Annotated in this window: 23 protein-coding genes; 8 read left to right on the top strand and 15 right to left on the bottom strand. The window is 44.4% G+C overall.

Annotated features, from left to right (window positions below):
• Window positions 1–94: 94 nt before the first annotated feature.
• Complete coding sequence (locus G9X63_RS05520; protein WP_252624842.1) at window positions 95–733, top strand: DsbA family oxidoreductase; 639 nt, start codon at window positions 95–97, stop codon at window positions 731–733.
• On the top strand, window positions 730–1,605 hold the full coding sequence (locus G9X63_RS05515; RefSeq protein ID WP_252624840.1) for an LSm family protein: 876 nt from the start codon (window positions 730–732) through the stop codon (window positions 1,603–1,605). Before G9X63_RS05520 ends, G9X63_RS05515 begins: the two co-directional genes overlap by 4 nt.
• On the opposite strand, the gene G9X63_RS05510 is transcribed toward G9X63_RS05515, so the two are convergent.
• On the bottom strand, window positions 1,602–2,450 hold the full coding sequence (locus G9X63_RS05510; protein ID WP_130895566.1) for a sugar phosphate isomerase/epimerase family protein: 849 nt from the start codon (window positions 2,448–2,450) through the stop codon (window positions 1,602–1,604). The two genes, G9X63_RS05515 and G9X63_RS05510, sit on opposite strands and share 4 nt — an antisense overlap.
• Before the next feature lie 69 nt (window positions 2,451–2,519).
• On the opposite strand from G9X63_RS05510, the gene G9X63_RS05505 reads away from it, so the two are divergent.
• From G9X63_RS05505 to G9X63_RS05495, 3 genes are all read left to right on the top strand, one after another.
• Window positions 2,520–2,930: a GNAT family N-acetyltransferase gene (locus tag G9X63_RS05505; RefSeq protein WP_130922488.1), complete on the top strand. Its 411-nt coding sequence runs from the start codon at window positions 2,520–2,522 to the stop codon at window positions 2,928–2,930.
• Window positions 2,931–3,064: 134 nt separating this feature from the next.
• On the top strand, window positions 3,065–6,277 hold the full coding sequence (locus tag G9X63_RS05500) for a SusC/RagA family TonB-linked outer membrane protein (RefSeq protein ID WP_252624838.1): 3,213 nt from the start codon (window positions 3,065–3,067) through the stop codon (window positions 6,275–6,277).
• 21 nt (window positions 6,278–6,298) lie between these two features.
• Window positions 6,299–7,753, top strand: a complete 1,455-nt coding sequence (locus tag G9X63_RS05495; RefSeq protein ID WP_252624836.1) for a RagB/SusD family nutrient uptake outer membrane protein — start codon at window positions 6,299–6,301, stop codon at window positions 7,751–7,753.
• 52 nt (window positions 7,754–7,805) lie between these two features.
• Here the strand turns inward: G9X63_RS05495 and G9X63_RS05490 are convergent, their stop codons facing one another.
• The 3 genes from G9X63_RS05490 to G9X63_RS05480 all read right to left on the bottom strand — a co-directional run bounded on the left by G9X63_RS05490 (window position 7,806) and on the right by G9X63_RS05480 (window position 11,434).
• Window positions 7,806–9,071 (bottom strand): M28 family peptidase, encoded by a 1,266-nt coding sequence (locus G9X63_RS05490; protein WP_252624834.1) that lies wholly within the window; start codon window positions 9,069–9,071, stop codon window positions 7,806–7,808.
• A 35-nt stretch (window positions 9,072–9,106) separates the two neighbouring features.
• Window positions 9,107–10,273: a cytochrome-c peroxidase gene (locus G9X63_RS05485; protein WP_130895571.1), complete on the bottom strand. Its 1,167-nt coding sequence runs from the start codon at window positions 10,271–10,273 to the stop codon at window positions 9,107–9,109.
• Between the two features lie 84 nt (window positions 10,274–10,357).
• Complete coding sequence (locus tag G9X63_RS05480) at window positions 10,358–11,434, bottom strand: carboxypeptidase-like regulatory domain-containing protein (RefSeq protein WP_252624832.1); 1,077 nt, start codon at window positions 11,432–11,434, stop codon at window positions 10,358–10,360.
• A 36-nt stretch (window positions 11,435–11,470) separates the two neighbouring features.
• On the opposite strand from G9X63_RS05480, the gene G9X63_RS05475 reads away from it, so the two are divergent.
• Window positions 11,471–12,088, top strand: coding sequence for a peptidoglycan DD-metalloendopeptidase family protein (locus tag G9X63_RS05475; protein WP_252624830.1), 618 nt, complete (start codon window positions 11,471–11,473; stop codon window positions 12,086–12,088).
• A 320-nt stretch (window positions 12,089–12,408) separates the two neighbouring features.
• On the opposite strand, the gene G9X63_RS05470 is transcribed toward G9X63_RS05475, so the two are convergent.
• The 3 genes from G9X63_RS05470 to G9X63_RS05460 form a co-directional block, all read right to left on the bottom strand.
• Entirely contained in the window at window positions 12,409–13,200 is a 792-nt protein-coding gene (locus tag G9X63_RS05470; RefSeq protein ID WP_252624828.1) for a hypothetical protein, read from the bottom strand.
• A gap of 299 nt (window positions 13,201–13,499) precedes the next feature.
• Window positions 13,500–14,894: a M56 family metallopeptidase gene (locus G9X63_RS05465; protein WP_252624827.1), complete on the bottom strand. Its 1,395-nt coding sequence runs from the start codon at window positions 14,892–14,894 to the stop codon at window positions 13,500–13,502.
• Window positions 14,887–15,255, bottom strand: a complete 369-nt coding sequence (locus G9X63_RS05460) for a BlaI/MecI/CopY family transcriptional regulator (RefSeq protein WP_130922480.1) — start codon at window positions 15,253–15,255, stop codon at window positions 14,887–14,889. Before G9X63_RS05460 ends, G9X63_RS05465 begins: the two co-directional genes overlap by 8 nt.
• A gap of 133 nt (window positions 15,256–15,388) precedes the next feature.
• On the opposite strand from G9X63_RS05460, the gene G9X63_RS05455 reads away from it, so the two are divergent.
• Window positions 15,389–16,228 carry a VOC family protein gene (locus tag G9X63_RS05455; protein WP_252624826.1) on the top strand — a complete coding sequence of 280 codons (840 nt, stop codon included), beginning with the start codon at window positions 15,389–15,391 and terminating at the stop codon, window positions 16,226–16,228.
• A gap of 33 nt (window positions 16,229–16,261) precedes the next feature.
• Here the strand turns inward: G9X63_RS05455 and G9X63_RS05450 are convergent, their stop codons facing one another.
• The 4 genes from G9X63_RS05450 to G9X63_RS05435 are packed head-to-tail and all read right to left on the bottom strand — an operon-like array spanning window position 16,262 to window position 19,193.
• A complete protein-coding gene (locus G9X63_RS05450) occupies window positions 16,262–17,251 on the bottom strand; it encodes an SO2930 family diheme c-type cytochrome (RefSeq protein ID WP_252624825.1) in 990 nt (329 codons plus the stop codon).
• Window positions 17,251–18,438, bottom strand: a complete 1,188-nt coding sequence (locus tag G9X63_RS05445; RefSeq protein ID WP_252624824.1) for a parallel beta-helix domain-containing protein — start codon at window positions 18,436–18,438, stop codon at window positions 17,251–17,253. The genes G9X63_RS05450 and G9X63_RS05445 overlap by 1 nt, the downstream gene beginning before the upstream one ends.
• Before the next feature lie 6 nt (window positions 18,439–18,444).
• Complete coding sequence (locus G9X63_RS05440; protein ID WP_252624822.1) at window positions 18,445–18,741, bottom strand: Dabb family protein; 297 nt, start codon at window positions 18,739–18,741, stop codon at window positions 18,445–18,447.
• Entirely contained in the window at window positions 18,738–19,193 is a 456-nt protein-coding gene (locus G9X63_RS05435) for a DinB family protein (RefSeq protein WP_252624820.1), read from the bottom strand. Before G9X63_RS05435 ends, G9X63_RS05440 begins: the two co-directional genes overlap by 4 nt.
• A gap of 75 nt (window positions 19,194–19,268) precedes the next feature.
• On the opposite strand from G9X63_RS05435, the gene G9X63_RS05430 reads away from it, so the two are divergent.
• On the top strand, window positions 19,269–20,570 hold the full coding sequence (locus G9X63_RS05430) for an alpha-L-fucosidase (protein ID WP_252624819.1): 1,302 nt from the start codon (window positions 19,269–19,271) through the stop codon (window positions 20,568–20,570).
• A 38-nt stretch (window positions 20,571–20,608) separates the two neighbouring features.
• Here the strand turns inward: G9X63_RS05430 and G9X63_RS05425 are convergent, their stop codons facing one another.
• From G9X63_RS05425 to G9X63_RS05410, 4 genes are read right to left on the bottom strand one after another with little or no spacing between them, the layout of a single operon-like run.
• Window positions 20,609–21,853, bottom strand: coding sequence for a serine hydrolase domain-containing protein (locus G9X63_RS05425; RefSeq protein ID WP_252624817.1), 1,245 nt, complete (start codon window positions 21,851–21,853; stop codon window positions 20,609–20,611).
• The gene (locus G9X63_RS05420; protein ID WP_130895583.1) at window positions 21,850–22,665 is read right to left on the bottom strand and encodes a sterol desaturase family protein; all 816 of its coding nucleotides are present in this window, start codon (window positions 22,663–22,665) and stop codon (window positions 21,850–21,852) included. Before G9X63_RS05420 ends, G9X63_RS05425 begins: the two co-directional genes overlap by 4 nt.
• Window positions 22,662–25,532 carry an invasin domain 3-containing protein gene (locus tag G9X63_RS05415; protein WP_252624814.1) on the bottom strand — a complete coding sequence of 957 codons (2,871 nt, stop codon included), beginning with the start codon at window positions 25,530–25,532 and terminating at the stop codon, window positions 22,662–22,664. The genes G9X63_RS05420 and G9X63_RS05415 overlap by 4 nt, the downstream gene beginning before the upstream one ends.
• 59 nt (window positions 25,533–25,591) lie before the next feature.
• Window positions 25,592–26,761 (bottom strand): OmpA family protein, encoded by a 1,170-nt coding sequence (locus G9X63_RS05410; RefSeq protein ID WP_252624813.1) that lies wholly within the window; start codon window positions 26,759–26,761, stop codon window positions 25,592–25,594.

The following is a 26,761-nucleotide window of genomic DNA, read 5'->3' as shown; positions in this document are numbered from 1 at the left end:
TTTGTATTTAGACCACAATATTGAAAATTTATCAGGTTTGTGGAACGATATTTGCGATAAAGCGTTGAGATTTGTAGATATAATCGGGAATAAAATGAAAATAGAAATTTGGAGTGATATCATGTGTCCGTTTTGCTACATAGGCAAAAGGCATTTGGAAAAAGCATTAGAAACGTTTCCTGGAAAGGATGAAGTGGAGATTGAATGGAAGAGCTTCCAATTAGACCCTACGATTCCGATGGATTTGGGTGAGGAGACCAGCGTCTATAATTATTTAGCCGCCAGAAAAGGAATCTCGTTAGAACAAGTGAAACTAATGCACGACCGTGTGTCAGACATGGCAGAAGCGGTAGGCTTGCACTATGATTTTGACCAGGCCAAAGTCGCCAATTCCCTGAAATCCCACCACCTCATCCAATACGCGAAAGACCAAGGCAAAGGCGATGCCATCGAGGAACGCCTGTTTCAGGCCTATTTTATGGAGGGCAAAAACCTAGCACTCGACGAAGCGCTCGTGGAATGTGGAGAAGCTGTAGGATTATCACGCGAGGGAATTCTGAATGCTTTGCAAGACGAGAATTACGCATATCGCGTGAAACAAGATATTCAAGAGGGCGAAAACCTGGGCGTGCGAGGCGTGCCCTTCTTCGTTTTTGACAGAAAATACGGCATTTCTGGGGCAGAACCTATCGAAGTGTTTACGAAAACCTTATTGCAAACAGCTGCAGAATGAAAAAGCTCTTAATTGCCTTTATATTATTATTGGCCTTTGCCGCGAAGTCTCAGGATTCTACTTATGTCTCCGTCGAACTTAAAAATGGAAAAAGTGTATCGGGTCAATTGATCCATAAATCAGAGGCAGAAGTAACCGTCGCTACAAAGGATTTAGGCAAAGTCACGCTAGCTTGGTCAGCTATCAAGTCAATTAACCTGATTTCTAAGGAAGGGAAAGGCCAAAACACGCACCCTACCCGCTATTTCTTCGCTCCTTCAGCGATTCCTTTGAAAAAAGGAGACAAATATTACCAAAACGCCCTTTTCCTAGTCAATTCTTTCCAAGCGGGAATAACGGATCATTTCTCCATAGGAGGCGGATTAGTCGTCCCTTTTGCGCTTTTTATCACGCCTAAAATAGGCTACCAGGTAGCAGATAAAGTACACGTAGGTGGAGGAATTCTATTTGCCACTTCTTTGATTGGAGGTTTGAATTTTGGGGTAGGAACGGTCTACGGATCTGTCACCTATGGGACAAAAGAAAGCAACCTAACCTTAAACACGGGATTAGGGGCGTATAATGAAAACACCGGTTTAGGTAGAGATGATTATAACTGGAAGTTTGCCAGCAATCCGATGTTCACTTTATCGGGTATGACACGCGTTTCGAATAAAGTCATGCTACTCACAGAGAACTGGTTTTTCTCTAACAAGACCGTGAATTATGACACTAATGGGCAATTCCTAAATGAAACTACCGCCTACAATGGGATTCTTTCCGGAGGCGTAAGAATTTTACTAGAACGCTCCGCCTTCGACGTGGGCTTTTTAGTTCCTACCAGCATCGAAAGTGGAGCGATCCCTTATTTGGCTTATAATATCAAATTCTAAAGACTCTTCAAGTACGCAATACTAATAGGTACAAATTGCTCTTCTTGATTGCTTTCGTCCTCGATGAAGCAATGTTCGATGCCGTTCTTCTTCGCTAGCTTGATGATGGCTTTCCAATTTCCTTGACCCGTTCCTACCGGAACATCGTTTTCAGCCGGAGTTCCGCCGGTTAAGTCACCTGCTACTCCTTTGCGCAAATCTTTCACGTGCATTAGCTTGAAGCGCGTTGGGTATTTTTTCAATAATTTCTCTGGCATCGAAGCGCCACCGCCGTGCATCGTCCACAACACATCCATTTCGAAAGAGACGTATTCCGGATTCGTGTTTTGGATGATGTAATCTAAGAGTGTTTCGTCTTTGCCAAAAGGCTGGAACTCATAGCCGTGATCGTGATAGCAAAGGGTCAAGCCATTTTCTTTGAATTGCTTTCCTGCTTTATTGAATAGAGCAACGGCCTTCTCCGCTTCCTCTAAAGTAAAGCCTCCGCGCACTTTGTGCGGAATCCAAGCGCACATCACGAACTTTGCGCCTAATGCTTTTGCGTTTGCAATCGCCTCCGCTGGATTCTCGAGTTGCTCATAACCTACGCCGGACGAGGGAATGCTGATGCCGCGATCCGCGCACATTTGCTTGAATTGTTGTGGGGTTTGGCCCTTTTGAGCACCTCCTTCAATCTCTGTAATACCCATCGATTGAATCAGGTCGAGCGTCTTCGCTACATCTTTAGGAAATTGATTTCTAAAAGTATAGGCTTGAACACCAATGGGATAGGTGTATAATTTCTGCGCATGCACGAATGCTGGCAATGCCAAAAGGCAAACAATTAACAGTTGTTTAATTTTCATATGTATAGGTTTTATGTAAAAATGACTTTTTTTTGTGAATAAATCGAGAAACGTAAAAAAATATTTGCCATGCCTATCACCTATATCGCTCAGCCTAAAATCACGGCTCAAGATTTCATCGACATCCTAGATAAATCGACTTTGGGATTGCGACGTCCACTACAAGACTTAGCGGCGATGCAGATGATGTTCGACCATGGGAATGTGTATGTGGGTGCTTACGATGGCGACAAATTAGTAGGTTTAGCCCGCGTAATGACCGATTTTGTCTTCACTAGCTACCTATCTGATCTCGCCATTGACGAAGCTTATCAGCACAGAGGTATAGGAAAACAATTGATCATTGAGGTGAAAAAATTCCTCCCGCGAGCTAAAATTATCTTACTCGCAGCCCCGGCTGCGGAGGGATATTACCCTAAAATTGGGATGAGAAATCACGGACATTGCTACGTTTTAGATAGCGTTGAAGAAATCAAATAGTTTGGCTTTTTCTTTGATTTTTAAACATTCTGTGCAAATTTTCGGTTTGAAAGCCAAATAAACGTTTGGCATTCAGTATAAAACCCAAATTAATTCTATCATTTTTAACCCAATTTTTGCAAAATTCATCGCTTATGAAAACAAAAATTACTAGCCTTTTGACACTAATCTTAGTGTTCATGATGCAGGTATCGTTCGCCCAGAAAGCAACGAAAACTGTAACAGGTACGGTAGCAGATGAGAACGGCCAACCTTTAGTGGGCGCATCTGTCATCGTAAATGGAACAAAAACGGGAACAAACACAGACAAGTCTGGTAAGTTCTCTATTGCGGCCGCGGATGGCCAAAGCTTAACTTTCAGCTTCGTAGGTTACAACAAATCTACAGTCGCTGTAACAAGTGCCACTTCATCTGTTCAAGTAGCCTTAACATCTGACAATACGTTAGATGAAGTTATCGTAACCTCTTATTCTACGACAACAAGACAATCCTTTACAGGTACGGCGAAAGTCGTAGATGCGAAAAACATCGAGCGTAAAAACTTCTCTAACATCTCTAAGGGATTAGCGGGTGAAGCAGCCGGTGTGACTGTCATCAACTCATCTGGACAACCAGGTACTTCAGCGGCTATTCGTATCCGTGGTATCGGTACCGTTAATGGTAGCCGTGGCCCACTTTACGTGTTAGACGGTGTGCCTTTCGAAGGAAACATTAACTCGATTAACCCAGGTGATATCGAAAACACCACTATCTTAAAAGATGCGGCTGCAACAGCGATCTACGGTTCTCGTGGAGCAAATGGTGTGGTGGTAATCAACACAAAAAGAGGTAGTAAAACAGGGGATGCTGTGATTGAACTTGAATTAAAATCAGGCCAAAACATGAGCTTATTACCTCGTTACAGCACCATCCGTAACCCAGAGCAATACATTGGTTTGACTTGGGAAGGTTGGTATAACAGAGGTGTGGCCTTGGCTAACGCTAACCCTACGGCTTATGCAAACACAAACTTGTTTGCAAACATGCCTAACTACAACATGTGGACTGTTCCAGCGGCTCAATTAATTGATCCTAATACAAGACAAGTCGTTCCAGGAACACCGCGTCGTTATATCCCGGAGAACTGGGCTGATTACGCATTCCAAAACTCGAATCGTAACGAAGCAAACTTGAAAATCTCAGGAGGAAATAGCAAGACTCGTTATTTCGCTTCTTATGGTGCATTAGAAGATGTAGGTTACTCTGTAAACACAGATTACAAGCGTTATTCTACTCGTTTGAACTTGACGCATAACCCTAAGTCTTGGTTAAGCTCGACTACAAACATCGGTTACTCTTACGGTGTGACAAACAACCCAGGTCAATCATCTGACTCAGGATCTGTATTCTGGTTTGTGGATAACTTGCCACCGATCTATCCTTTATTCTTACACGATAACACAACATCTCAATACGTACGTGATCCATATTACAATGGATACCAATACGATTATGGTGTGGGTCGTGGTTTTGGTGCCTTAACGAACTCGATTGCTGATGCTAAATTAGGTATCCGTAACACGAAGTCACATGACATCAATGCAGCGACTTCATTGAATATTCAAATTACGCCTGCTTTGTCATTAGAAAACAAATTAGGTTTACAATATTCAAACGCTTCTTTGGATAACCAAAACAACCCTTTCTACGGTCCTAACGCAGGTCAAGGTGGTTATATCTACAAGCAGAAGACGGAAACCTTAAACTACAACTTGTTAAACTTATTACGTTACAAGAAGTCGTTTGATGTGCATAACTTCGAAGCATTCGTAGCACACGAAAGCTATGCAACAGAAACGAAGTTCATGTGGGCGTCTATGTACAAGTTAGTAATGCCAGACGGAGTTGAATTCAACAACGCGGTAATCTCTAACCCTCCAGGATCTTACACGAATAACTATTCATTAGAATCATACTTTGGACAATTAAACTACGATTACGATGGCAAATACTTCTTATCTGCTACCGTAAGACGTGACGGATCTTCTCGTTTCTTGAAAAACAAATGGGGTGATTTCGGTTCAGTAGGTGCTGCGTGGTTAGTATCTAAGGAGGCATTCATGGACAATGTTCCAGTGATCAAAGATTTGAAATTAAAGGCTTCTTATGGTCTAATTGGAGAGCAAGGTGGTATCGGTCTATACCCTGGATATGACTTATTCCAAGTACAAAACTTGAACTCTAACATCTCTTTATCATTCGTTTCTAAGGGTAACCCAGATTTAACTTGGGAGATTTCAAAGCAAATGCAAGTAGGTGCTGAATTCAAATTAGGCAAATTCGTAGATGTTGCGATTGATTACTACACAAAGACGACAGACAACTTGATCTTCGATCGCCGTGTAGGACCTTCTGTAGGTTATGCGTCTCTTCGTGTGAATGATGGTGCTTTACGTAACACTGGTATCGAATTCGATGTAACAGCTCACTTATTACAATCGAAGAAGAACTACTTAGACTTCACGATTAATGGTGAATTGATTGAGAACCGTATGTTACGTTTACCAATCGACCCAGCAACGGGTAAAGAGAAGATCATCGATATCGATGGTATCTACGGTAGAGCAGTAGGTCACTCAATCTTTGATTTCTACACACGTGAGTTTGCAGGCGTTAATCCTGAGACGGGTGTTTCTGAGTGGAACGTCTATTGGGCAGATGCAAATGGTGACAATGTGCGTCAAGCAACAGAAAACATCAAGTCAATGGCTGATTTCGAAGCTACTGCTACAGCAGAAACATTGAAAACAGTGAAGGTGTCTCGTACGGCTACGTATGCGGATGGAACGACTAAGTTCATTAACAAGTCCCCATTCCCTAAAGTAAGAGGAGCGTTCACATTAAATGGTGGTTTAGGCAACTTTGACATCAGTGCACAATTCTTATATAGCTTAGGTGGTTATGCGTATGATGGCGCTTATGCTAACTTGATGAACTCAGGTGGTGCTGCAGGTGGAAATAACTACCACACAGATATCTTAGCTCGTTGGACGGCAAAAGGACAAGCAACGGATGTACCTCGTTTATCAGCTGGTCAAGATGCAAACGTAAACTCTGCATCGACTCGTTTCATTACGAAATCAGATTTCTTAACGTTAAATAACATTCAGATCGGATATAAAGTCCCTAGCAAATTCTTCACGAATAGCCCTATTACAGGTGTGTACCTTTGGGTATCTGGAGATAACTTGTTCTTAGCTTCAGCTAGAAATGGTTTCAACCCAAGCTCAGCGGAAACAGGAAGCTCTGATCAATACCGTTACTCGCCATTGTCTACTTTGACAGCAGGCTTACGCGTTAAGTTTTAATTTTTTAAACGAAATAGAAAGATGAAAACAGTATATAAATTTTTATTTGCGGCTGTCCTAATGGGAACAGTTAGTTGTAAAGAAGAATTTTTGCAGACGGAACCGACCGAATTTATTTCAGCGAATCAAATCGCAGAAGCCTCTGCTTTAAATCCAAGTTTACAATCTGCGAACGTAGCAGGTATTTATGCAACGATGTATGGCGCGGGAACGGGCGGTACAACGGGTCACGATGACTTTGGTCATAAATCATACGATATGTATGGTGACTTACTTTCTGGTGACATGGCTTTAACTTCGGTTATCTATGGCTGGTTCAGAACGATTACAGAATTCCAAACAACAGTAGATTATACGCAACAAGATAACTACCAAGTATGGCGTTTCTACTACCGCCTTATCTTTGCTGCTAACACAGTCATCGATGGTTTAGGTGGAAGCGATGCAGTTCCAGCAACGGCAGCTGGTCGTTGGTACATGGGTCAAGCTAAGGCAATGCGTGCCTTCTCGTATTTCTACTTAGCGCAGTATTTCCAAAACGAATACAACCCTTCTGAGAAGATTTTACCTTTGTACAAAAATACAACTGATCCTAACTTGCCTAAGAGCACAGCGGCGGATGTATATGCGTTAATGGTGAAAGATTTAACAGATGCGCAGACTTTGTTAGCAGACTTTAATCGCGCTAATAAATCGGAAGTAAACGCTTCAGTAGCGAAAGGTATGTTAGCGTATGTTCACGGTGCGATGGGTAACAACGCAGCGATGAAGTCTGTAACGGCTGATGTAATCGCAACAGGTGGTTTCAAAATCATGACAGCTGCGGAAGCAACAGGTGGTTTTAATAACCTAGCTACTAGCCAGTGGATGTGGGGTGTAGACATCACAGTAGATTCGAAGTTAAACTTGATCTCTTGGTGGGGCCAAATGGACCTTTACACGTACTCATACGCCTGGGCGGGTGATATCAAAGGGATGGACAAAGCTCTTTATGACTTAATCCCAGCGAATGACATCAGAAAAGCGCAATTCGCAACAGCGAGCAAACTAGCTCCTATTGGTAAGTTCTACCACCCGAACAAAGTGATCGGTGGTCAAAGAACAATCGACGCGGATTATATCTACATGCGTGTGGAAGAGATGTACTTGTTAAATGCAGAAGCTTGTGCTAAAACAGGTGATGAAGCAGGCGCAAGAAAATCGTTAAAAGCTATCATGGCGCTACGTGTTCCTGATGCATCTTACATCGATGCATTGACTGGAAAAGCGTTATTAGATGAGATTTACTTACAGACTCGTATTGAGCTTTGGGGTGAAGGAAAGTCGTACTTATCATTGAAGCGTAACAAGGGAACTGTGAATCGTGGTGCTAACCACTTAAAATTTGTAGGAACTCCTATTCCTTCGAACGATACACGTTTAACTTTCAAGATTCCAATCGAAGAAGTTCAAAACAACCCGAACTTGAACAAGTAATCAGGTTTAAAATGAAAAGCCGCTCCTTCTTATGAGGGAGCGGCTTTTTTGTTTATTTAAGTTTAGCCGTATCTACGCGGCTAGGCGTATCTTGTCCAGAGATAATGCTGGTGGCGCTCTTCGCGATAGCCTTAATGATTTCAGTCATATTGTCTAGGTCCAAAGTCTGTATCTCATCACTCGCCTTGTGGTAATTAGGCTCGCTGTCCATCTTAGACGTAGAAATCGTATGGGCTGGAACGCCTAATTCTGCTAGCGTGGCATTGTCAGAGCGGTAAAATAAGTTTTGGTCTAGGTATGGATCTGGATAAAAGGTGAAGGGAGAACCCACTAAATTCTTCTTCAAAATTTCACCCATCGACGACTTCTCGTAACCGGTGATGTAGGCACTGTTTTTCCCCCATTTACTTTCTGTACCGATCATCTCGAGGTTAAACATCGCCATCACTTGATCTGGATTAAATTGCTTCGAGAAATAGACGCTGCCATGTCCCCCACTTTCTTCTGCCGTGAAGGCTGCAAAGATCAAGGTGCGTTGGTTATTCCGCTTTTTAGCGTAGTATTTAGCAAGCATCATCACCGCCGTAGTTCCTGCGGCATCGTCGTTTGCGCCATTGTAGATGGAATCGCCTGCTACGGGTTTTCCAATGCCTAAATGGTCGTAGTGGCCAGAGAAGATCACGTATTCATTCGGGCGGCTTTTGCCGGGAAGGATGCCCACGACGTTAGATAATTGTAGTTTCTCTACTTGCTGCGTCGCGCTCACTTTAAACTTCGTAGGAATGGTATTCGCAACTACGAAAATAACCGTAGCTTGATTTTCTCTGAGTGGACCTCTACCAGAAAGACGCGGGATGTATTTGGCAAAGCTCTCGTGTAAGAACGCGATCGTTGGTTTCTTTGCGCTCATGATGCGGTAGGCATTTTGGCCAAAATTCTCGCCTTCCTTAATGCTCGCCACCTCAAAACCTGAATTTTCATCGATTTGAATGGTCGCTTCTTTGGAAATAATCGCGACTTGTTTTGACTCTAAGGTTTGTTCATCTAGACCACCTGCTACGGAAAGCACCTTCGATTGATACATCGGAAAACTCTGCAAATAAGAACCATTCGTCTTCTGCAATCCCGCTTTCTCGAATTCAGCTGAGATGAATTGCGCCGCCTTTTCAATACCCGGCGTGAACGGTTTTCTGCCCGCCAGCTCGTCAGAAGCTAAATAAGTTTCGATACGCTCGGTTTCTGAGCGCGTAATGATTTTGTCAATTTTCTGCGCTTGAGCCAATAATGGCAGCGCTAAGAGTAAGAAGATTTTTTTCATCGGAAGATTTTATTCCGACAATATTACACAATTATCTACAGAAAAGGATTCCCCCATTTCTTGTTCGTGTAGACATCCTTTCCGGTTAAGGTGCGCAAAAAGGCGACCATGGAATTGATCTCGTCGGGAGTCATTTGGAGGTTTTGACCGATGTTATTCGGCTTCAAACGCGCATCTAAATTCGTGTTTCTGGCAGGTGCGGCAATGGAATTATAATGTGCTAAAACCTGGCGAATCGTGACAGGAACGGCCGTGTGCATGAAGGGCGTGTTTGCGACTCCGGCCGCATTTAAAATGTCTCTTAAGGAAGGAGAACGCGTATTGGTGAGGTCAGTATTGGTACTTCCGATCACACCTATGAAACCATTATTACGTGAGTTTGGATCAATGTCAAATTCCGGAGCTTGGTGGCAACCTTGGCATCCGAAGCCCCCGCCAATGCGTTCGCTCGCCGCATTAAAGATAGGCGGAGCTAGAAAGAGGTTCTTGCCCGCATTTTCTTGAGCGTTGAAATTAGGGAAAGGCGCGCCATCATTGCCCACTTGTGCGCGGCCTATGTCGTATTTAGAATCGAAGGATTGTATGCTGCGAATGAATTGGGCCAAAGCCGTTTGCATCCGCGCCTCCGTGATCGTCGCATCGCCATAAGCGAGTGTAAATAATTCTTTGTAATAGCCGATTCCATTCAGTTTTGTGAGGAGTGAAGTGATGTTGCCGCGCCCTGTTTGGCCACTAAAACCCATCTCTAAATGATCCACAATGGGCATCGTCGTCTGCGCCTCTAGACTCGCCGCACGCTCGTTCCAGAAAAACTTCGCCTCGTTCGCATAGCGCGTATTAATCAAGCGCATCGAATGCCGTTCCGTCCGCCCATTTTCCACGCCTAAACTGGAAATAGCGGTATCCCCAAACGCAAATTCCTGCTTATGGCAACTCGCACAGGCAATCGTATTATTCGTACTCAGATTCTTGTCGTAAAACAAGACACGACCTAGCGTGGCAGCCTTGTCCGTGATTGCATTAGGTCCGGTATTATCCTTGTTCACGTAGGCCGGCTTGCCTTGCGCGGCATAGTTTTCTAGCGCGGAGGGATTGATGGAGAGGGCTTTTTGGATTTCTGTATACGGATCCGAGGTAACGGTATCCAGTGCATCTTTGCAGCTGAATAATAAGATTGATAGAACAAGAGTGTATAAACGCATAGGGTGATTTTTTGTGAAGCTAGGAAAATCTACGTCTATAAGCCGGCTAAGTAGACGTTTCGTAATATCCTGGCGATGAACAGACTAAGGTTGACTAATGTCAAAGTCCAAAGGAAGCAAGTCCGCCATCCCTATCTTCCCCATATCTCCCCGCATCTCGATCGAATAAGGGTTCATAATATCACCCGTATTCGTTACTTGAATCAGGCCTTTCGGAATCAAAATAGTGTAAGGGTATGGGGCATCCATAAAGATGGGTCTTGTCACGCGTTTTTTATTAAACACAATTTCCATGGGAATTCGCCATTCAAGGGTTCGCAAGCCATCTGTAGTAATAGGTCCGGCTAATTCGGCTGCCTTAAAAGCAACGTGCCGTTCATTATTCCGATCAAAAAACAAGCCCCTCCGCAAATTATTCAAGTATTCCGGCTTCAATAAAAACGCATTAAATCCTTCCTCTTCTACCCGATTATCCACTAAAGCCTTCAAAAAATGCTTCATCGATCCCTCATACGCCTCCACACGATTTCGTTGCCATCTCCGCTCCTGCTTCGCGTCCTCTGCCACCATTTTCTCAAAACTCGCCAAACCCTTATACGCCGTCAAGCTATTCGTCTTCTCAAAATTGTCCATAAAATACGTGATCTTATAGCCCAGCGTCTTGTTCACAATTTGCACAGGCTGTGAGGCTTTAGCCGTAAAAACGTCCTCGTCTTCGGAAAAATCAACTACCTCCCTATTCGTGATATAGACCTCTTTTCGATTATAACTTTCCCCTAAAAACCCCTTCTCGAACGCCCTAAATTGCTTTTCCCAAATCTTGTCTTGTGAACCCACCACCCTCACTTCGTCCAAAGTTTTGTTGTCTTCCTCTAAATTGAAATTCAATTCTGAGATTTTTGCGGGGAATTCCAGGGAAACTAGTTTAGGTAGATAACCCACCATCGAAGCGACCAAACGATGTCGACCAGTCGGAATATTTCTCAAAACATAGTGCCCATTTACATCCGCCTGTGTCCCTATCGTCGTTCCTTCGATGAAGACACTCGCGCCCGGAATGGAAATGTTTCCTTTCTCCACCACAGAACCAGTTAACTGATATTTTTGCTGTGCGAAGAGGAAAAAGGGGGCAAGAAGCAGGGTGAATAGCAGGCGCATCATTTATCTTTGACTAAATTTAAGCAAATAAATTCAAGAATGATTAACCGCCTATTTTACGAGCCATTAACGCCTGAAAACAGTATCACGCTGGATCTAAGTGCGAAGAATAAGGAGCTAAAACGCCGTATTTATTCTAAAATCGACGCTTTTTGTGCGTATATGGAAGAAAAATTAGGGGCCAAATACGGTGTGGGCGGCTACCTCGAACACCGCATCATCTACGAGGCACATGAGAATTTTGCGACGAACGCAGACGATTTCAGGAACATTCACTTAGGAGTTGATCTTTGGGCACCAGCGGGAACACCCGTTTTCGCGCCGTTAGCTGGTATCGTTCACAGCTATCAAGTTAATCGCGGCTCCGGGAATTATGGGCCCACCATTATCCTCTACCACCCCGCAGAAAACATCTACAGTTTGTACGGACATCTAGGGATGGAAGATATGGCGGAGATAGATGAGGGAATGACTTTTGACGCAGGAGAACTACTTTGCCACCTAGGCAACTCGGACGAAAATGGCGGCTGGCCTCCACACCTACATTTTCAACTCATTCGCGACCTGCAAGGATTTCACGGCGATTATCCGGGCGTTTGTTCTAAGCGGGATGTAGCGTTTTATGCGGAAAATTGTCCGGATCCAGCTACTTTTTAGCGCTCTTATTCAATTATGTGACATTTTTGAAAACAAGAATTTCGCGAAATCGGTCTTGCCTTTTAGTCCTAGTTTCAAAACTTACTTTGAACTAACTTTAAATTCTTTCTGAGAATTTAAAAAAGCGAAATACAGCATTAGACCACCAATTGGAATAAACAAAACTAGCATTATCGCCATTGTTTTTTTGTAATTGGAAAATGATTTCTCCAAAATAATTTGCCTAAGAACTTTTATCAAAAACAGAAAATAAGCAATGAAAATTCCTGCAACCGTAATTCTGAATATCAGTGAGTTAATGGGAGATAGAAGGTTCATAGCTAATTGTTTGTCGTACATTTAAATGTTGAAATAGTCACACAACCTATAGATTCATAGAAGCAAGATGTACTTGTTCCCAATAATTTACATTGGTAAAATTTAATATCTTCACCAGCTCCTCCTCTTGCTTCTTGCTCATCGTCAATTGATTGCTCTCTTGTAAAGCCCCATCCCATAGTGTATCCATAGTAGGTTCGACCAATTGGTGCTTCATATTCAGACCGCTGATTTGAATTTCTGCCTATATATGGATTAGACGTCCGAATTTCATCATAATAGTTTAATAAAACTAATGCCATCATTCTTTCTTTAGAAGACAAATTTGCCTCTTTATCTAATTTTAAAATTTTATCCTCATAGGCTAATACGAACGTATTTAGAGATTTATCAATATAAAGTTTCGCGTTAATCCCCCACGTATTAAAATGGGTCTCGACCGAATACGCTCTTGCTGTCATTTTCTTAAATACTATTATGGAATGGTGAAGGTTTAAGCTTTCCCCATTTACTACGATATTCTGGCCTTGAACCTCGAAAACCAATTCGTTAAGTTTTGATTGTTCTGTTTTGGTAAACTGATTTACCCCTAGTAAATAGCTAATTTTAGAAATATCTGTTTTAACAGAATCAAATGAAACTTCCTCTAATTTAATTTCAATATCTGAATTAAAGGGTTCTATTGAATTAGTTGAAACGCATCCGACTAATGATAAAAGAGACAAAAAAATGACAGTGTAAATAGAGAATACTACACACGTCAATTTATTTTGGGGGAACTTAAAAGTATCCATATTTCCTATAAAAATTTGCCCCTACTCTTCATTGGTTTTTCAGGTTTCACCAACACTTGATTGTGCGGTGTAAACATAGCGTATTAAAATACACGTATCAATACCGCCATGGTGGTAGTTTAGTAGTAGTTTAGCGGTATAGGGAATTCTGAACAGCTTTTTTTACTATTTGCATTCGTATCTGCGCTCAAGAATATGGCCTGAAATGAATCCAAAATCAACTGGGTATAAACGGTAATAGCCTGGTGAAAATCACCGGCTATTACATAGTATTCTATCATTTTTTAAAACCTTTAGCGCTAGGGCTTTTTAGTAGTAATTTCTACTACACCGTTTGCACCTTTTTCCGCATATTTTGCTGTGGCTTTTTCGCCTTTTAAGACATTCATCGATTGGATGTTGTTCGGATTTAAATCGTTTAGATTTATCTCTGAGGTGATGACGCCATCGATGACGATGAGGGGTTTGACTTTAGGGGAAGTAGAAGCTGACGGACTTAAGATAACATTCGACTTTTTTCCAGAACCTAAGTCGTTATTATTCACTTTTTCAGCACGAAATACGATCTCTTTCCCACCACTTTGTCCTTTGAATTCAACAGTAGTTGAATCGAGATGGATCAATTTGACGTCAGAACCAGAGCCATGTAAAGTGAGAACAGCCGGAGTCGGCGGTGCTGGCGAACCAGCAGGTGGCGGCGGAGGTGGCATATCACGAGTGGCAACAGAAAACACTTTCTTACCTGTTTTAGGGTCAGAAAAAGTGGTGGAATCTGGTCGCATCGTAACCGTGTATTGTGTTGCCAATTCCTTTTTAGGCTTAGGCTTTTGAGCGCTCAATTGAATCGAGAATAAGACCAAAGAAATCGCCACTAGAGGCAATACGGCCACCTTTCTTAGGTAGGCGTATTTAGGGGTATTGGAGGTTGTTAACATAATAATTCTTCGTTTAATAGATGAGTAATAGAATGAGTGACTCGGATTTAAAAAATGATTACCGTAATAGGTTTGTAAGAGCATTTTGGCAAAAGCATCCACCTCTCCGGTGCCCACGGCGTCGCGGTCAGCGATAAATTCGTGAATGTTTTGCAATTCCTTTTGCATGATCCAGTTGAAAGGATTCATCCAAAAAATGGAACAAATTAGTTGAGAAAAAAGGCGATCCCAAGAGTGTTTCTCGCGAATGTGGGCGAGCTCGTGTTGCAGTATTTTGCGGCCACTTTCGTCTTCCATCGAGATCGATTTTTTCCAAAAAAGATTCGAGAAAAACGAGAACGGCGCTTCGTCCAAATCTGTTTCGATGAAGGTAAAATCGCCCATCTGCTTTTTGGCACTAACCGCTTTCAAACGGAAAACCTTCAGAATAGAATAGGCTAAATAACCAACAAATAGAGCGCTTATACCCATTATGACAAGGATTTCCCTAGAAATGCTTTCTGGCTGTACTTGCGCTGCGGGTAGCTGTGTCAAATAGATCAGCACCTGCTTCGCTCCTGCCGCCTGCTCCTCAGAAACGGTAAACGAGGACAGTTTAAAGAAAGGAATGACCAGACTCAGGGCCATCGACGCTAACAGATAGAAGCGATTGTAAGCGTGGTAAATCGTGTTCTTCAAAAACAGCGTGTAGTATCCGAAGAAAATCCCTGATAAAATCATCGACTTCAACAGGTAAATAAATAGTTCCATCTTATTCATCGCCTTTCGATTTTAGGTTTTGCAATAGGAGTTCTAAATCTTCGATCGACATCTGCTTCTTGTCCACTAAATAGGATACCACATTCGTGTAAGATCCATCGAAAAAGGAATCCGTTAAACCGGCCATGCGTTGGCCCGAATAATCACGTTTCGAGACTTTCGCGGAATAGAGATTATTTCGGTTCGGATTAGAGATTTGGACAAAATCCTTCTCCACTAAAATCTTCAACAGCGTCGCCACCGTATTCGAATGTGGCTTCGGCTCTGGCAACAGCTCGATGATGTCCTTCAAGAATCCGCCCTCCGACAAATTCCAAATGACCTGCATGACCTGCTCCTCTGCTTGTGTTAATTTTTTCATTCGTTTTACTTTTCGTTGAGGCAAATGTATAACTAAATTTTTAGTTACAAAATATTTCTAACTATTTTTTTAGTTATTGTTTTGTGTGTAGTCATTTGGAAAGTCAAATAATCTATCGAAATTTAATCCCACTATGATACACGAAATCGCTACCTGCCTCTGGTTTGACAAGAATGCAAAAGAGGCTGCCGACTTTTATCAAAGCACTTTTTCAGGCTTTGAGCCCCTCTCTCAAAACCCCATGGCGGTGAATTACCGTTTATTTGATAGACGCTTTATGCACCTAAATGGCGGACCGGGATACCCGATCAATCCGTCTATTTCATTCTTTTTAAATCTAGAAGACGAGGAGGAGATCAAACGTGTTTGGGCGAAATTAACCGAAAATGGAACCGTGTTAATGGACCTAAATACGTATCCATGGAGTCCTTTGTATGGATGGGCTGCGGATCAGTTTGGAGTGAATTGGCAGATCATGAAGAACCATGAATCACACGCTAAGCTGGCCCCTAATTTGATGTTTAACGGTGTCAATAATGGCAAGGCAAACGAGGCGATTGATTTTTATACGTCCCTTTTCCCTAACTCAGAAATACGGCACAAAGCGCTGTATGAAAAAGGAGAACATGACACAGAGGGGAATGTGAAATATTCTCAATTTACATTGAACGGCAAACCCTTCCACTTAATGGAGAGTTCGATGGAGCATCAGCACAACTTCAATGAGGGAGTATCCATGATGGTGACGGTCGATACCCAAGAAGAAATTGATCACTTGTGGGACAATTTAGTGGCAGGAGGTTCGCCCGGAAGATGCGGTTGGTTGAAAGATAAATATGGAGTTTCTTGGCAGATTGTGCCTTCGGTTTTGGGAAAATTAATGAGCAATCCAGAGACCGCTCCTAAGGCGACTTATGCCTTTTTACAGATGTCTAAATTTGTGATTGCAGAGTTAGAGGCTGCCGTAAAATAGGCGGTAAATAAAAAAGGGAGCAAATCCGTACAATTACTGCATCGATTGAATCCAGGAGCGAACTAATTCAACTCCCTCGTGATGAGTGAGTTGCCTGCCTAATTCTGGCATCATTACACCAGGGTCACGGGAAGCCATGCGGTAGTGTAAAATACTCTGTTCCGGCTTGCCAGGAACAATGTCATAATTCAGATTTCCGGAGCCGCGGCCAGCTGCCACGGGTGATTTTAGGAAACCATAGGCGGTTCGATCTTTGGAATCCCAAGTTAAATAAAGGCCAGAAGAGCGGGCTGGTCCGGTGGGATTATGGCAATGGGCACAGTTGATATCGAGGTAGGCTTTCACGCGATCATCGAGCGAGGCCGCTGTGTTCGAATAATTCACCAGAGCGGGAATGTGGTCTTTTGGCAAGCCTTTTAAGATGCCTGCCGTCTCCCAATGTTGCAATTGTTGGCCATCGTTTAATTGACGAACGGATGGGCCGATAGGCGTCATTTCCCCTGATCTTTCGTGGCAGCCCTTGCATTGGTTCATGTTTGGGACTTGGTATTCGAAAGATTGCTTTTTCCCGGAGGCGTCTGTCCACGCCACCATGTCACTTCCGCCAGCCACTTCCAGCGTCGCATCGGTTTGTTCTTTATTCCAAATGTAGGGTAATGCCACCCAGCCTTTGGCTTCATGCAATAAAACGCGGGTTTCCATCAGGCGACGGCCCTTCTTCGGATTGCGTTCGTCCACTGGATAATAGAAGGTTTTGACGATCGCCGTACCCACGGGGAATTGCAAAACAGAATCCGGATTATAGGAGACCGATTGCCCTTCTGGGAGTTTTATGAAACGTAGTTTTGAAGCGTAGTCGGAGAATAAGGGGGAATTGAGGGCGTAAGGAACGACGCCGTCAGCCGGGATTTGGTCCTTTAAGGTGCCTTTGAAAAAACCGTAATCAGACAGGTTTTCTCTGTAATTCGTTTCTGCCGAAATAAGCCCAATAAACGCTAACAATAAAACGATTAGTATCCGCATTAAAATTTAGTCGATTTCACGTGTTCTAAATCACAATCAAACAAATCTTTACCTTGCTGCAAACCCTTGAAATTGTGCTCTGCATCCAGGTTAGCTGTACTTTGGTTTACATTATCCCGCACACAAATCGAATAATCCAGTGGGTATTTCCCATCTGGACCCACCTTCGCTGGATTCAGAATACCATCGTAAACGACCGCGGGAACGTGGCGACCGAAGCGTAAAACGAAGCGGTACATTTTGCCAAAACGGCTATCCATCGGTACCCTTCTCGGCTTGCGCTCGAAGGTGTTGTGGTGAATCGAAATCGCCGTAGGATAGGGATCGTAATCCTTGTCTTTGATGGCGTTTTCCGTCATATAATACGAGATAATCGCGACGCCGATCGTGGCGTGGTTGATGATTTGGTTCTCAAAAAACTCGACGTTACTCGCTGCCAAGACCATCATCCCCGTTCCTTTAGGCACATTTCCTACGATATTCCCTTTAGGGGCAAAGTTCTTCAGATTATTGTCCTTCACCAGGTTGTGGTGGACACGGACGTGGCCGCCCTTTTTTTGGACTAAATCCGGTAAATCAAAAACCAAAATACCGCCCGTATTCCCAATCGCCTTATTATTATAGACATCCGCATAGAGGGAATTTTCGATCTCGATGCCGGCCACATTTTCGTAGGCCTCCGAGTTCCGAACGATAATGTGTTTAGATTGTCCCACGTAAATGCCCGCATCTGAAGCGCCGATCGCGATGCACGAATCGATCAAAACGTTCTCGCATAACACGGGATACAGCGCGTAAGAGCCATTGGTGGGCTTGGGACCACCTGTCCAGGCAGCTTTTAACCGACGAAAGGTGATTCCTTTTACATTCATCGTCTTGATCAAATCGCCCTTAGAATCCTCCGTGGTCATATCCTCAATCACGATGTTTTCACAGTTAGAAACCTTGATGCCTTCAGCACCTTGGGTTTGGCCCTTAAAACTTAAAATCGTTTTATCGATGCCTTTACCGCGCAAGGTGATGTTCTTTTTGCCCTCTAATGAAAGGCTTTTAGTCAGCTGGAAACGACCCGCCTCGATCTCAATCGTGGAGCCATTTTCGGCTAAAATGAGGCGCTTTTGCAGGCTTTTTTCAAAGTCTGCTTGGCCTAAAGCCGAAAAACACAGGAAAAGGAAGAGGTATTTCATCAGGTCTTACATTAATTGTTCGGTATCAATTTCCATAAAGTCCTCCACTAAAGGAATGAAAAATTCTTGCACGAAGGCGTCATGTTGAGGGTGAATGGAATAGGCTTGGTACAGTTCAGGCGATGAGAATTCCATGGAGAAGCCGTATTTGAACTTATTTTTTGGGCTGGTTTGGCGAGAAACTTCCATTTTTTCTACTCCGTTAATTTCCTCCAAAGCCTTCAGCGCCAAGAAGAATTCGTGCTTCTGTGACTCAGAAACGGTTGCCTTAAAATTAAAAATGCCTGCGTGTCGTAAACTCATGAGTTACCGTATTTATGAATAATGGCTATTTGTCCAGCATGATAAGCCGTGTGGGAGACAATTCTACCCAAGGCTTCCGCTTTTGTTTTTGTCCCAAATTCCTTCGTCGTAATCACCTCCGACCAAACCGAATCGGGCTGTGAAACTAAGGTGTCATGCAATATCGAAAACGACTCTTCCACGTAAGCTAACAAGCTTTCCAAGTCCGTCCACTCCCCCGTATCGTGGCCGGAAATAACCGTTTTAGCGGATACTTGCACCGAAGAATTCCCAAACACATTCTTTGAAAATAACAATTCCACATCCCCGATGTGGCGAATCAAAAACCCAATCGAATTAGGGGAATCACCTAATTTTTTAGCTAAATCTACTGCATGTAACGTTTTCAATTGATTCGAAAATCGCGTGCGGGCCTCAAGCCATTGAGCGACAAAGTGAAGGGTAGTTTCCATACCCCAAGTTAAGGAATTTGCGGTAAAATTTTTGAATAGCGCTGACAACTAGTAAATTGAGGAAAATCTAGACCTATGAAAAAAGTACTTTTACTATCGTTGTTGCTAACTAGCACGCTGGTTTACAGCCAAACTTACTCCCCTACTCCCGCAAATCTAGCGGCGAGAACGGATTTCCAAAACAACAAATACGGTCTTTTCGTACACTGGGGCATCTCTTCGATGCTAGCCGATGGCGAATGGGTAATGAACAACCGGAAGATCGAAAAGAAAGATTACCAACGCCTGTTGAAGGGCTTTTATCCGTCCGAATTCAATGCAGCCGAGTGGGTTTCTGTGGCCAAGAATTCCGGCATGAAATACATTATTTTCATCACGCGCCACCACGATGGTTTCTCGAATTGGGACACACAGCAATCGGATTGGAAGATCACGAATACGCCGTTTAAGCGAGATGTGCTGAAGGAATTAGCGGCGGAATGCAAGAAGCAGGGGATTAAACTGGGTTTATACTATTCCACTTTGGACTGGTACCGCGATGATTATCCTCGGGAAACGGGGCGCACGGGACAAAGCTCCGGCAGAACGGGTAAGAGTGATTACGCGTCTTATTTGAAATTCATGAAGGCGCAGTTAACGGAGTTATTGACGAACTATGGCGAGATTTCGAACATCTGGTTTGATGGCCATTGGGATCAAACGAATCCGGAGGGAAATAAGGATCGTAGCTCGCGGATTGATTGGAAATACGATGAGATTTATGGCTTGATTCACTCGATTCAGCCGGCGTGTATGATCGGGAATAACCACCATTTGGATCCGATTCCAGGAGAAGATTTCCAAATGTTCGAACGGGATTTGCCAGGCGAAAATCTGCATGGTTTGAGCTTTCAGACGGCCTCTGCTTTGCCTTTGGAAACCTGCGAAACCATCAACGGCGCCTGGGGATACAATATGAACGACCACAAGTACAAAACGCCTACCCAAATCCACCAGTTATTAGTGGGGGCGGCAGGTCGCAATGCGAACTTATTATTGAACGTGGGCCCGATGCCTACGGGAAAAATTCAGCCAGAATTCACAGATAGTTTAGCGGTGGTAGGCAAATGGCTTGAGGCGAACGGCCGTTCGGTATATGGCACTCGCGGAGGTCCTTTGAAACCGCAACAATGGGGTGTGACAACGGAGAACGCGAGCAGTGTGTTTGTGCATTTGTTCCACAAACCGAGTGAAGAAAGCATGTCCATTCCAGGCAAATACAAGAAGGCTTCTGTTTTAAATGGCGCCGCTGTAAAAGCTAAAATCGAGAAGGATGGAATGCGTATTCTGGTGACGGATGTGCCGCTCGGGACGCAAGTGATCGAACTTATAAAATAAAAAAGGGGCCGCTTCTTTCTAGAGCGGCCCCTCCTGTTTTATTTCAATGCTCCGTAAATAATATTCTCTATTTTTTCTTGGTAATCGCCGTGGGAGTTTGGCGTGTGTTGTGACATGATTAACACGATCATTTTCTCTTTCGGGTCTGCCCAATAGGTCGTGCCGTAGTAGCCGCCCCAAGCGAAGGATCCTTTGTTGCGCATCTTGCGGTTAGCGGTTTTTTCGCCGGTGATTTGGAACCCTAATCCATAATCATCATTGCCTAAATTGAAGTTCGGGCTCACCATCAATTCTGCGGTACGGCGTCCAATGATCTGCTTCCCGTTGTATTTACCGCCATTCAAGATGCATTGCAAGAAAATCGCATAGTCAAATGCCGTAGACGAAAGGCCAGCGCCACCTGAGAAGAAGGTCTTCTTGAATAAGGGATAGTTCGGGTTAATGCCACGGAAAGTGGGTGACCACGTGATGATTTCGTTCTTTTCGTTTTCCGTGTACACGGTGGGCAGGCGCGATCCCTTATCTGCTGGCAAATTGAAATAGGTATCTTTCATGCCTAAAGGGATAAAGACATTTTTCGTCAAATAAACTTCCAAAGTCTCTCCACTGATCACCTCAATCAAACAGCCTAACACGTCTGTGTTCAAACCGTAGGTGAATTTTTCACCTGGATTGTGGATTAAAGGCAGGGTACCTAATTTTGTGATCGCCTGCAATAAAGTGGTTCCATTGTCGCCTAGTCCAGATGGAACGCCGGCTTTCGCGTAAATCGCCTTCATTTTATCGGATCCGATTCCTGCGTAATCTAAGCCCGAAGAGTGCGTTAACAGATCGCGGAAGGTGATCTCGCGTTTCGCTGGTTCCGAGGTGTAGCTCGTATCAGCGGCATTGAAATCCTTCAATACGCGCGGTGATTTGAAGGACGGAAGGAAGTCTGAAATCGGTTGGTCTAGACGTAATTTTCCTTGTTCGAAAAGCTGTAAGATACCTAAGCTGGTTAAGGCTTTGGTCTGTGACATGATGCGGAAGATCGCGTCAGCCGGCATCGGTTTTTTACTGGCCAAATCCGCGTAGCCATGGCCCTTGTAATGCACGAGTTGATTGTTCTTCACGATCAAGGTAACCGCTCCTACTAAGTGGTTTTTCTCCACATAGGATTTCACTAAGGCGTCAATGGATTCTAATTTTTTCGCATCAAAATCTGCCGTGGGTTGCACCACCGGCGACAACACTTGCGCCGCTAACGAAAGCGGGAGCAAGAAGAGGATTAGGAGTTTTTTCATTCGTCTGTTTTGATATTCTGGTTAAAGGGAAGATTTAATTGGTAGGCAAAAGATTGATCTTTGTCGTTTTCTAACACGTCTAAACCATACGTAATTTTGTCCATCGGTGTGGCGTCAAATGTGCCGAAAAGACGATCCCAAAACGCGAAAATGTTACCGTAGTTCGAGTCCGTTTGTGGGCGCTCGAAGTGGTGGTGTACCTTGTGCATATTGGGTGAGATGATCACATAAGAAAGGGCCGTGTCTAGCCAAAGCGGCAGACGGATATTCGCGTGATTGAACTGGGAAAGTACGACGCTGAGGCTTTGGTACAAAAACACGATCCACATAGGCGCTCCACACACCAAAATCGCTAAAATGGCGAAGACCGCACGAATCACGCTCTCGCCCGGATGGTGGCGATTCGCCGTAGTCGTGTCCACCTGAGTGTCCGCGTGGTGCACCATGTGGAACTTCCACAGCACCTTGATCTTGTGCTCGATCAGGTGAACCAAATAGGCTCCCACTAAGTCCATCAGCAATAATCCCACGATCAAAAAGGCCCAGCTAGGCATCGCAAACCAATGTAAAATGCCAAAGTTCGCTTCAGTCGTCCAGTCGCTCGCCATCACTAACAGCACCGCAAATGGGAAATTAATCGCAATCGTGGTGAAGGTCAAAAAGAGGTTTAGCTTCGCGTGAGCCCACTTATTCCCTTTGAAATTCACTAAAGGAATACCGGTTTCGATCAACCAAAACAACATAATTCCACCAGCTAAAATCAAGCCGCGGTGCGCACTAGGGATGGTAGCAAAATACGATTCAATCATCATTTTTTAATGTTACGTAAGACATATACAAAGTTTTTCACGGTCGGTCTTTTGTCATAAAAGTCCAAAATATAATAGTAGGTTCCGTCTGGAACTGAACCCGTTTTCTCAAACAAAGAAGTACCCTTGGATGTTTCGCCGGCCCAATTGTTTTGGTAATTATCCGTCTCATATACTAAACTCCCCACCCGATCAAAGATTGAAATATGGTTCGGAATCGGCTTCGTCAGCAAGCCTTCAAAGACTAACACATCATTTTTTCCATCCCCATTAGGCGAAATTCCTTGGGGCTCGAAGAACGGACAAGGATCCGGATCCAACCGATTTTCGATCCCATCGCCATCACAATCCGGCTTGTATTTCAAGGGATTTTCCTCGTCCTCATCATAAATTCCATCACCATCCGTATCCAAGGTTCCGGCTGATAAAACCGTCACCGTAAGGGAAGTCGTGCTATTGCAACCCGTGTTATTGGTTCCTTTAATGGAATAGGTCGTCGTCTTGATCGGGTTCGCGATTACTACCGCTTTGTCCACCGCCGAAAGTCCGTAGCGCGGCGACCAGGCATACCGATCCGCACCTGAAGCCGTAATCGTAAGGCTCGACCAGCGAACTACTTCCGCCGGATTAGGCACAAACGTAATGACTGGAATCGGGTTAATCACAACCACTGTTCCGGAACTATAGGCCGTTCCGCAAACGGGTTGCGTGATCACGGCGCGGAAGTATTTCGTGTTAGGCAAGTTCGTGGCCGTATAACTGGAATCCGTATTCGCGATGTCCGCCACCCCCACTAAGAAATCCGGCGTATCTGCCGATTGCCATTTCGCAATCGTCCCGATGTGCCCACTCAGCTTCATTGGTTGGCTATTCTTATCCCCGCAGAAGGTCCCCGTTCCGGTTAATTTTCCGCCCGCTATTTCCTCCGTCCGAATGACAACAGCATTCGTGAATTCCAAACTATCCAGCGATGAACGAGCCCCGCGGCGGTAATAATAGACCGTTTTCGAAAGCGGTGGCGTGTACGTTTTAGCGGTGGCTCCGGGAATCTGCGTGAATGAAATGTTGTCCGCACTTGCTTGCCAAACATACGTAATCGGCCTAGGGACGCCGTAGGCATCTGTTTTAGACGTTAAAGGCGAGGGTTTAGCCGGATAGCAGAGGGATTGATCAGAGGCAATTTCACCAGGCCAAAGATAGGGCAATATGGTCACCGAGTCCTTCTGGACGGCATTCGATCCATTAATCGTGAAGCTGATGATAGCCGTACCCGCCGTGATGCCACCCGTTAAAATGGCGGTATAGGTTCCGTCATTATTATTCACCACAGCTGAAACCGTTCCTAAGGTAGAAGAGATCGTTACTAAGCCTCCATTCCCTTTCAGATTGTTCCCTTTAAAATCTTTTAATTGTACGAAGATCGTGGAATAATCCTTGTTATTCGCCTTAATGATTTTAGGGCTTGCATTGATGGTCGAGGTTGTCGAATCGGAGACATTCGGTACAGCTCCGCAGAGGTCGATGGTGGGTGTTTGGTCGCAGTTAAAGATAGGTTCTTTGGCATCAAACGACGTTCCATCTCCCATAGATCCGTTTATCCGGTGGCCTACATAGCAGAATTTCGAACTGCCTTCCTTCACATATAAAAGCGTATGACCCCCCATTTCCGCAAAGAGTGCTTTATCAGTTCCTTGATTAAATCCACCTGCCAGACCAGGATCATAGGAACCGTTCTCTATGGGCCTACCTAACATATTGCGGGCATTGAAACCCCAGGAGTATAAATCGCCCGCCTTCGTAATGGCCGAAGCGGCCGGAACGGAATTACTGTGCTCCTGAACGGTCACAAAAATGACGTTCGTGAGGAAGTCGTTAGGGGCGGAAGATTTTTGGGCCTGAACCCAATTCAAGTGAACTAAATCCCGCGTAAAGGCGCCGCATTGGTAATTTTTATTGTCCCCCATCGCATAGAGGTTCCCAGAATTACTCAAGACGTAATACGTATTATACGAGCTCCCGCCTGTGATTCCACCGGTGACACCGATCATCTTAATGCCCTTACTTTTCACATCGTCCGGTAGCGTCATCTCTGTGGCATACGAGCGATAAGCGGATCCCGTGCCATCCCCTAAAAAGGTCGAGGCTCCCCAAGTGTACATTTTACCATCGTTCGTTTCCGCCACGAAGGCATTGTAATTCGCCCGGGCAGATTGCCCCCGCACATTTTTCACACCGGTTAAATAGGTCGTCGCGTCTATCTTCACGCGTTGCCAGCTATTCATCCCGGTGGTACCTTGCACGGCACCATTCCCATCCAACGCTCCAGAGAGATAACCTAATACATACACATCGCCAGCCTTGCTCAATAATACCAAGGTTCTGTAAACGGCAAAAAGCATCTTGACATCTTGCGGTTCTAAACCAATAGGCAAACCGATGGGTGAAGAGCCGGTGGGTGGCGTGATTTGGGCAACCCCGGCGGAAGTCGTGAGTGATGGACTGAATAGGGATCCCACTGCGCCCCAGGCAAATAATCCAGTGGAAGTTAACACGGCTGCCTGGTCAATAGAGGCGCCCGTATTTGTGCCGCCGATACCCGCTTTGTAGATGGTTCCTGATATACCAGAATAATTGGTTCCGTTGATTTCCAAAGGGGTCAACTGCCCTATCAAACCCGTGGGCGCCATATTCGCTCCCCAGATGGAGTATTCTCCTGTACTCTTGATCGCCACAGAGGCGTGGTAGCCACTTATAATTTTATCGTAGGGATCATTTACGTTGCATTGCGCAGTGCCGCTGAACACGGAACAAAAAAATAGGATCATCCAGCCCCATACCCTAAAGTAATAGTTTGTGCTAGATGATCCCATATAATAGATTTCAATTTTGATTTTAAAGTCTAAATATAGCCTTTAAAAATTGAAATTTATTATTTGATAATTCTAATTTCAATGCGTCGATTCTGTGCCATTCCCGCCTTCGTTTTATTCGATGCGATAGGCTTGTCTTCTCCGTAGGCATTTACCTTTAATCGTGAAGGAGCAATTCCGCTTTTCACTAGGAATTTCGCCGCCCCTTGCGCTCTAAAGCGAGACGCCTTTAGGTTATTTTTCGAGGTACCAAAAGCATCCGAGTGACCATCAATGCGCACATTAATTTCCGGACGAGCCGTCAAGGCTGAAGCTACGACTTTTAATTTTTCTTGCGATTCCGCTGTCAATTCCCACTGGTTATTCATATACAAGATAGTCGTTTCAGCCATCGCCTCTTGATCCGCTTTCAACTGCGCCGCCGCTTTCACTTCTGCTTCCGCTTTTGCGATGGCCTCCGCTTTTGCTTTCGCTTCTGCGTCTGCTTTTGCCAAAGCCTCTGCCTTTTCTTTCGCGTCAGCTGCTGCTTTTTTAGCTGCCGTCTCGCGTGCAATTCGATCTTGCTCTGCTGCCTCCGCCGCCGCTTTTGCCGCAGCTTCTTCCGCTGCTTTCGCTGCCGCTGCGGCCGCCTCTTCCTCTGCCTTCTTCTTCGCTGCCTTCCAACCGAAATGGTAGACAAGTCCGAAAGAAGTACTGTTATTCGATCCACGTACAGAAGCTACTTTTACTCCCGCATCTGTCGCTTGCGCCATCGGGATGGCTAAATTCGATTGAACGATGATGGAGAAATCTCTCGATAATTTCAGATCTAAACCTAAACCACCCAATGCGCTTAATTCATACGCATTTCCTGGGAAGCCGTAGTCGCGACGCGCAAAGGCTTCTGCGCCTATTTGGAAAAAGGGATTGAATACCGAGGTTTTTTTACGCGGAATTAGGAAATAACGCATGTTCGCTCCAGCGGTGATGAATTTGTTGTTCCAGCTCCCGGGACTGAAGAAATCCCCTTTAAACCCGGCTAAAGACGTATAAACCACATCCATGTTCGCCGATTTGCGCTTCGAGAATTGCAATCCTAAGTTCGTGAAAGCATTAAATTCATCCTTTCCCGTACCCCGGTTATTTGTCCACAAATCGGTGGGACCGCCTATGATGACCAGTGATTTATCGTTTTCTTGTGCTTCGATGGTACCACTCAGGAACAAGAGAAATAGTAAGATTTTCTTCAT

This window comes from Aquirufa antheringensis (assembly GCF_023921165.1).
GTDB lineage: Bacteria > Bacteroidota > Bacteroidia > Cytophagales > Spirosomataceae > Aquirufa > Aquirufa antheringensis.
This window is presented reverse-complemented; position numbering and strand designations above follow the sequence as displayed.

Excerpts from the sequence above, each read along its gene's own strand:
- G9X63_RS05420 (WP_130895583.1), bottom strand. The coding sequence starts at position 22,665 with ATGATGATTGAATCGTATTTTGCTACCATCCCTAGTGCGCACCGCGGC.
- G9X63_RS05450 (WP_252624825.1), bottom strand. The coding sequence starts at position 17,251 with ATGCGGATACTAATCGTTTTATTGTTAGCGTTTATTGGGCTTATTTCG.
- G9X63_RS05480 (WP_252624832.1), bottom strand. The coding sequence starts at position 11,434 with ATGATGCGCCTGCTATTCACCCTGCTTCTTGCCCCCTTTTTCCTCTTC.
- G9X63_RS05500 (WP_252624838.1), top strand. The coding sequence starts at position 3,065 with ATGAAAACAAAAATTACTAGCCTTTTGACACTAATCTTAGTGTTCATG.
- G9X63_RS05490 (WP_252624834.1), bottom strand. The coding sequence starts at position 9,071 with ATGAAAAAAATCTTCTTACTCTTAGCGCTGCCATTATTGGCTCAAGCG.
- G9X63_RS05440 (WP_252624822.1), bottom strand. The coding sequence starts at position 18,741 with ATGAGTTTACGACACGCAGGCATTTTTAATTTTAAGGCAACCGTTTCT.
- G9X63_RS05470 (WP_252624828.1), bottom strand. The coding sequence starts at position 13,200 with ATGGATACTTTTAAGTTCCCCCAAAATAAATTGACGTGTGTAGTATTC.
- G9X63_RS05485 (WP_130895571.1), bottom strand. The coding sequence starts at position 10,273 with ATGCGTTTATACACTCTTGTTCTATCAATCTTATTATTCAGCTGCAAA.
- G9X63_RS05455 (WP_252624826.1), top strand. The coding sequence starts at position 15,389 with ATGATACACGAAATCGCTACCTGCCTCTGGTTTGACAAGAATGCAAAA.
- G9X63_RS05430 (WP_252624819.1), top strand. The coding sequence starts at position 19,269 with ATGAAAAAAGTACTTTTACTATCGTTGTTGCTAACTAGCACGCTGGTT.
- G9X63_RS05460 (WP_130922480.1), bottom strand. The coding sequence starts at position 15,255 with ATGAAAAAATTAACACAAGCAGAGGAGCAGGTCATGCAGGTCATTTGG.
- G9X63_RS05465 (WP_252624827.1), bottom strand. The coding sequence starts at position 14,894 with ATGAATAAGATGGAACTATTTATTTACCTGTTGAAGTCGATGATTTTA.
- G9X63_RS05495 (WP_252624836.1), top strand. The coding sequence starts at position 6,299 with ATGAAAACAGTATATAAATTTTTATTTGCGGCTGTCCTAATGGGAACA.
- G9X63_RS05435 (WP_252624820.1), bottom strand. The coding sequence starts at position 19,193 with ATGGAAACTACCCTTCACTTTGTCGCTCAATGGCTTGAGGCCCGCACG.
- G9X63_RS05475 (WP_252624830.1), top strand. The coding sequence starts at position 11,471 with ATGATTAACCGCCTATTTTACGAGCCATTAACGCCTGAAAACAGTATC.
- G9X63_RS05520 (WP_252624842.1), top strand. The coding sequence starts at position 95 with ATGAAAATAGAAATTTGGAGTGATATCATGTGTCCGTTTTGCTACATA.
- G9X63_RS05505 (WP_130922488.1), top strand. The coding sequence starts at position 2,520 with ATGCCTATCACCTATATCGCTCAGCCTAAAATCACGGCTCAAGATTTC.
- G9X63_RS05410 (WP_252624813.1), bottom strand. The coding sequence starts at position 26,761 with ATGAAGAAAATCTTACTATTTCTCTTGTTCCTGAGTGGTACCATCGAA.
- G9X63_RS05510 (WP_130895566.1), bottom strand. The coding sequence starts at position 2,450 with ATGAAAATTAAACAACTGTTAATTGTTTGCCTTTTGGCATTGCCAGCA.
- G9X63_RS05425 (WP_252624817.1), bottom strand. The coding sequence starts at position 21,853 with ATGAAAAAACTCCTAATCCTCTTCTTGCTCCCGCTTTCGTTAGCGGCG.
- G9X63_RS05445 (WP_252624824.1), bottom strand. The coding sequence starts at position 18,438 with ATGAAATACCTCTTCCTTTTCCTGTGTTTTTCGGCTTTAGGCCAAGCA.
- G9X63_RS05415 (WP_252624814.1), bottom strand. The coding sequence starts at position 25,532 with ATGGGATCATCTAGCACAAACTATTACTTTAGGGTATGGGGCTGGATG.
- G9X63_RS05515 (WP_252624840.1), top strand. The coding sequence starts at position 730 with ATGAAAAAGCTCTTAATTGCCTTTATATTATTATTGGCCTTTGCCGCG.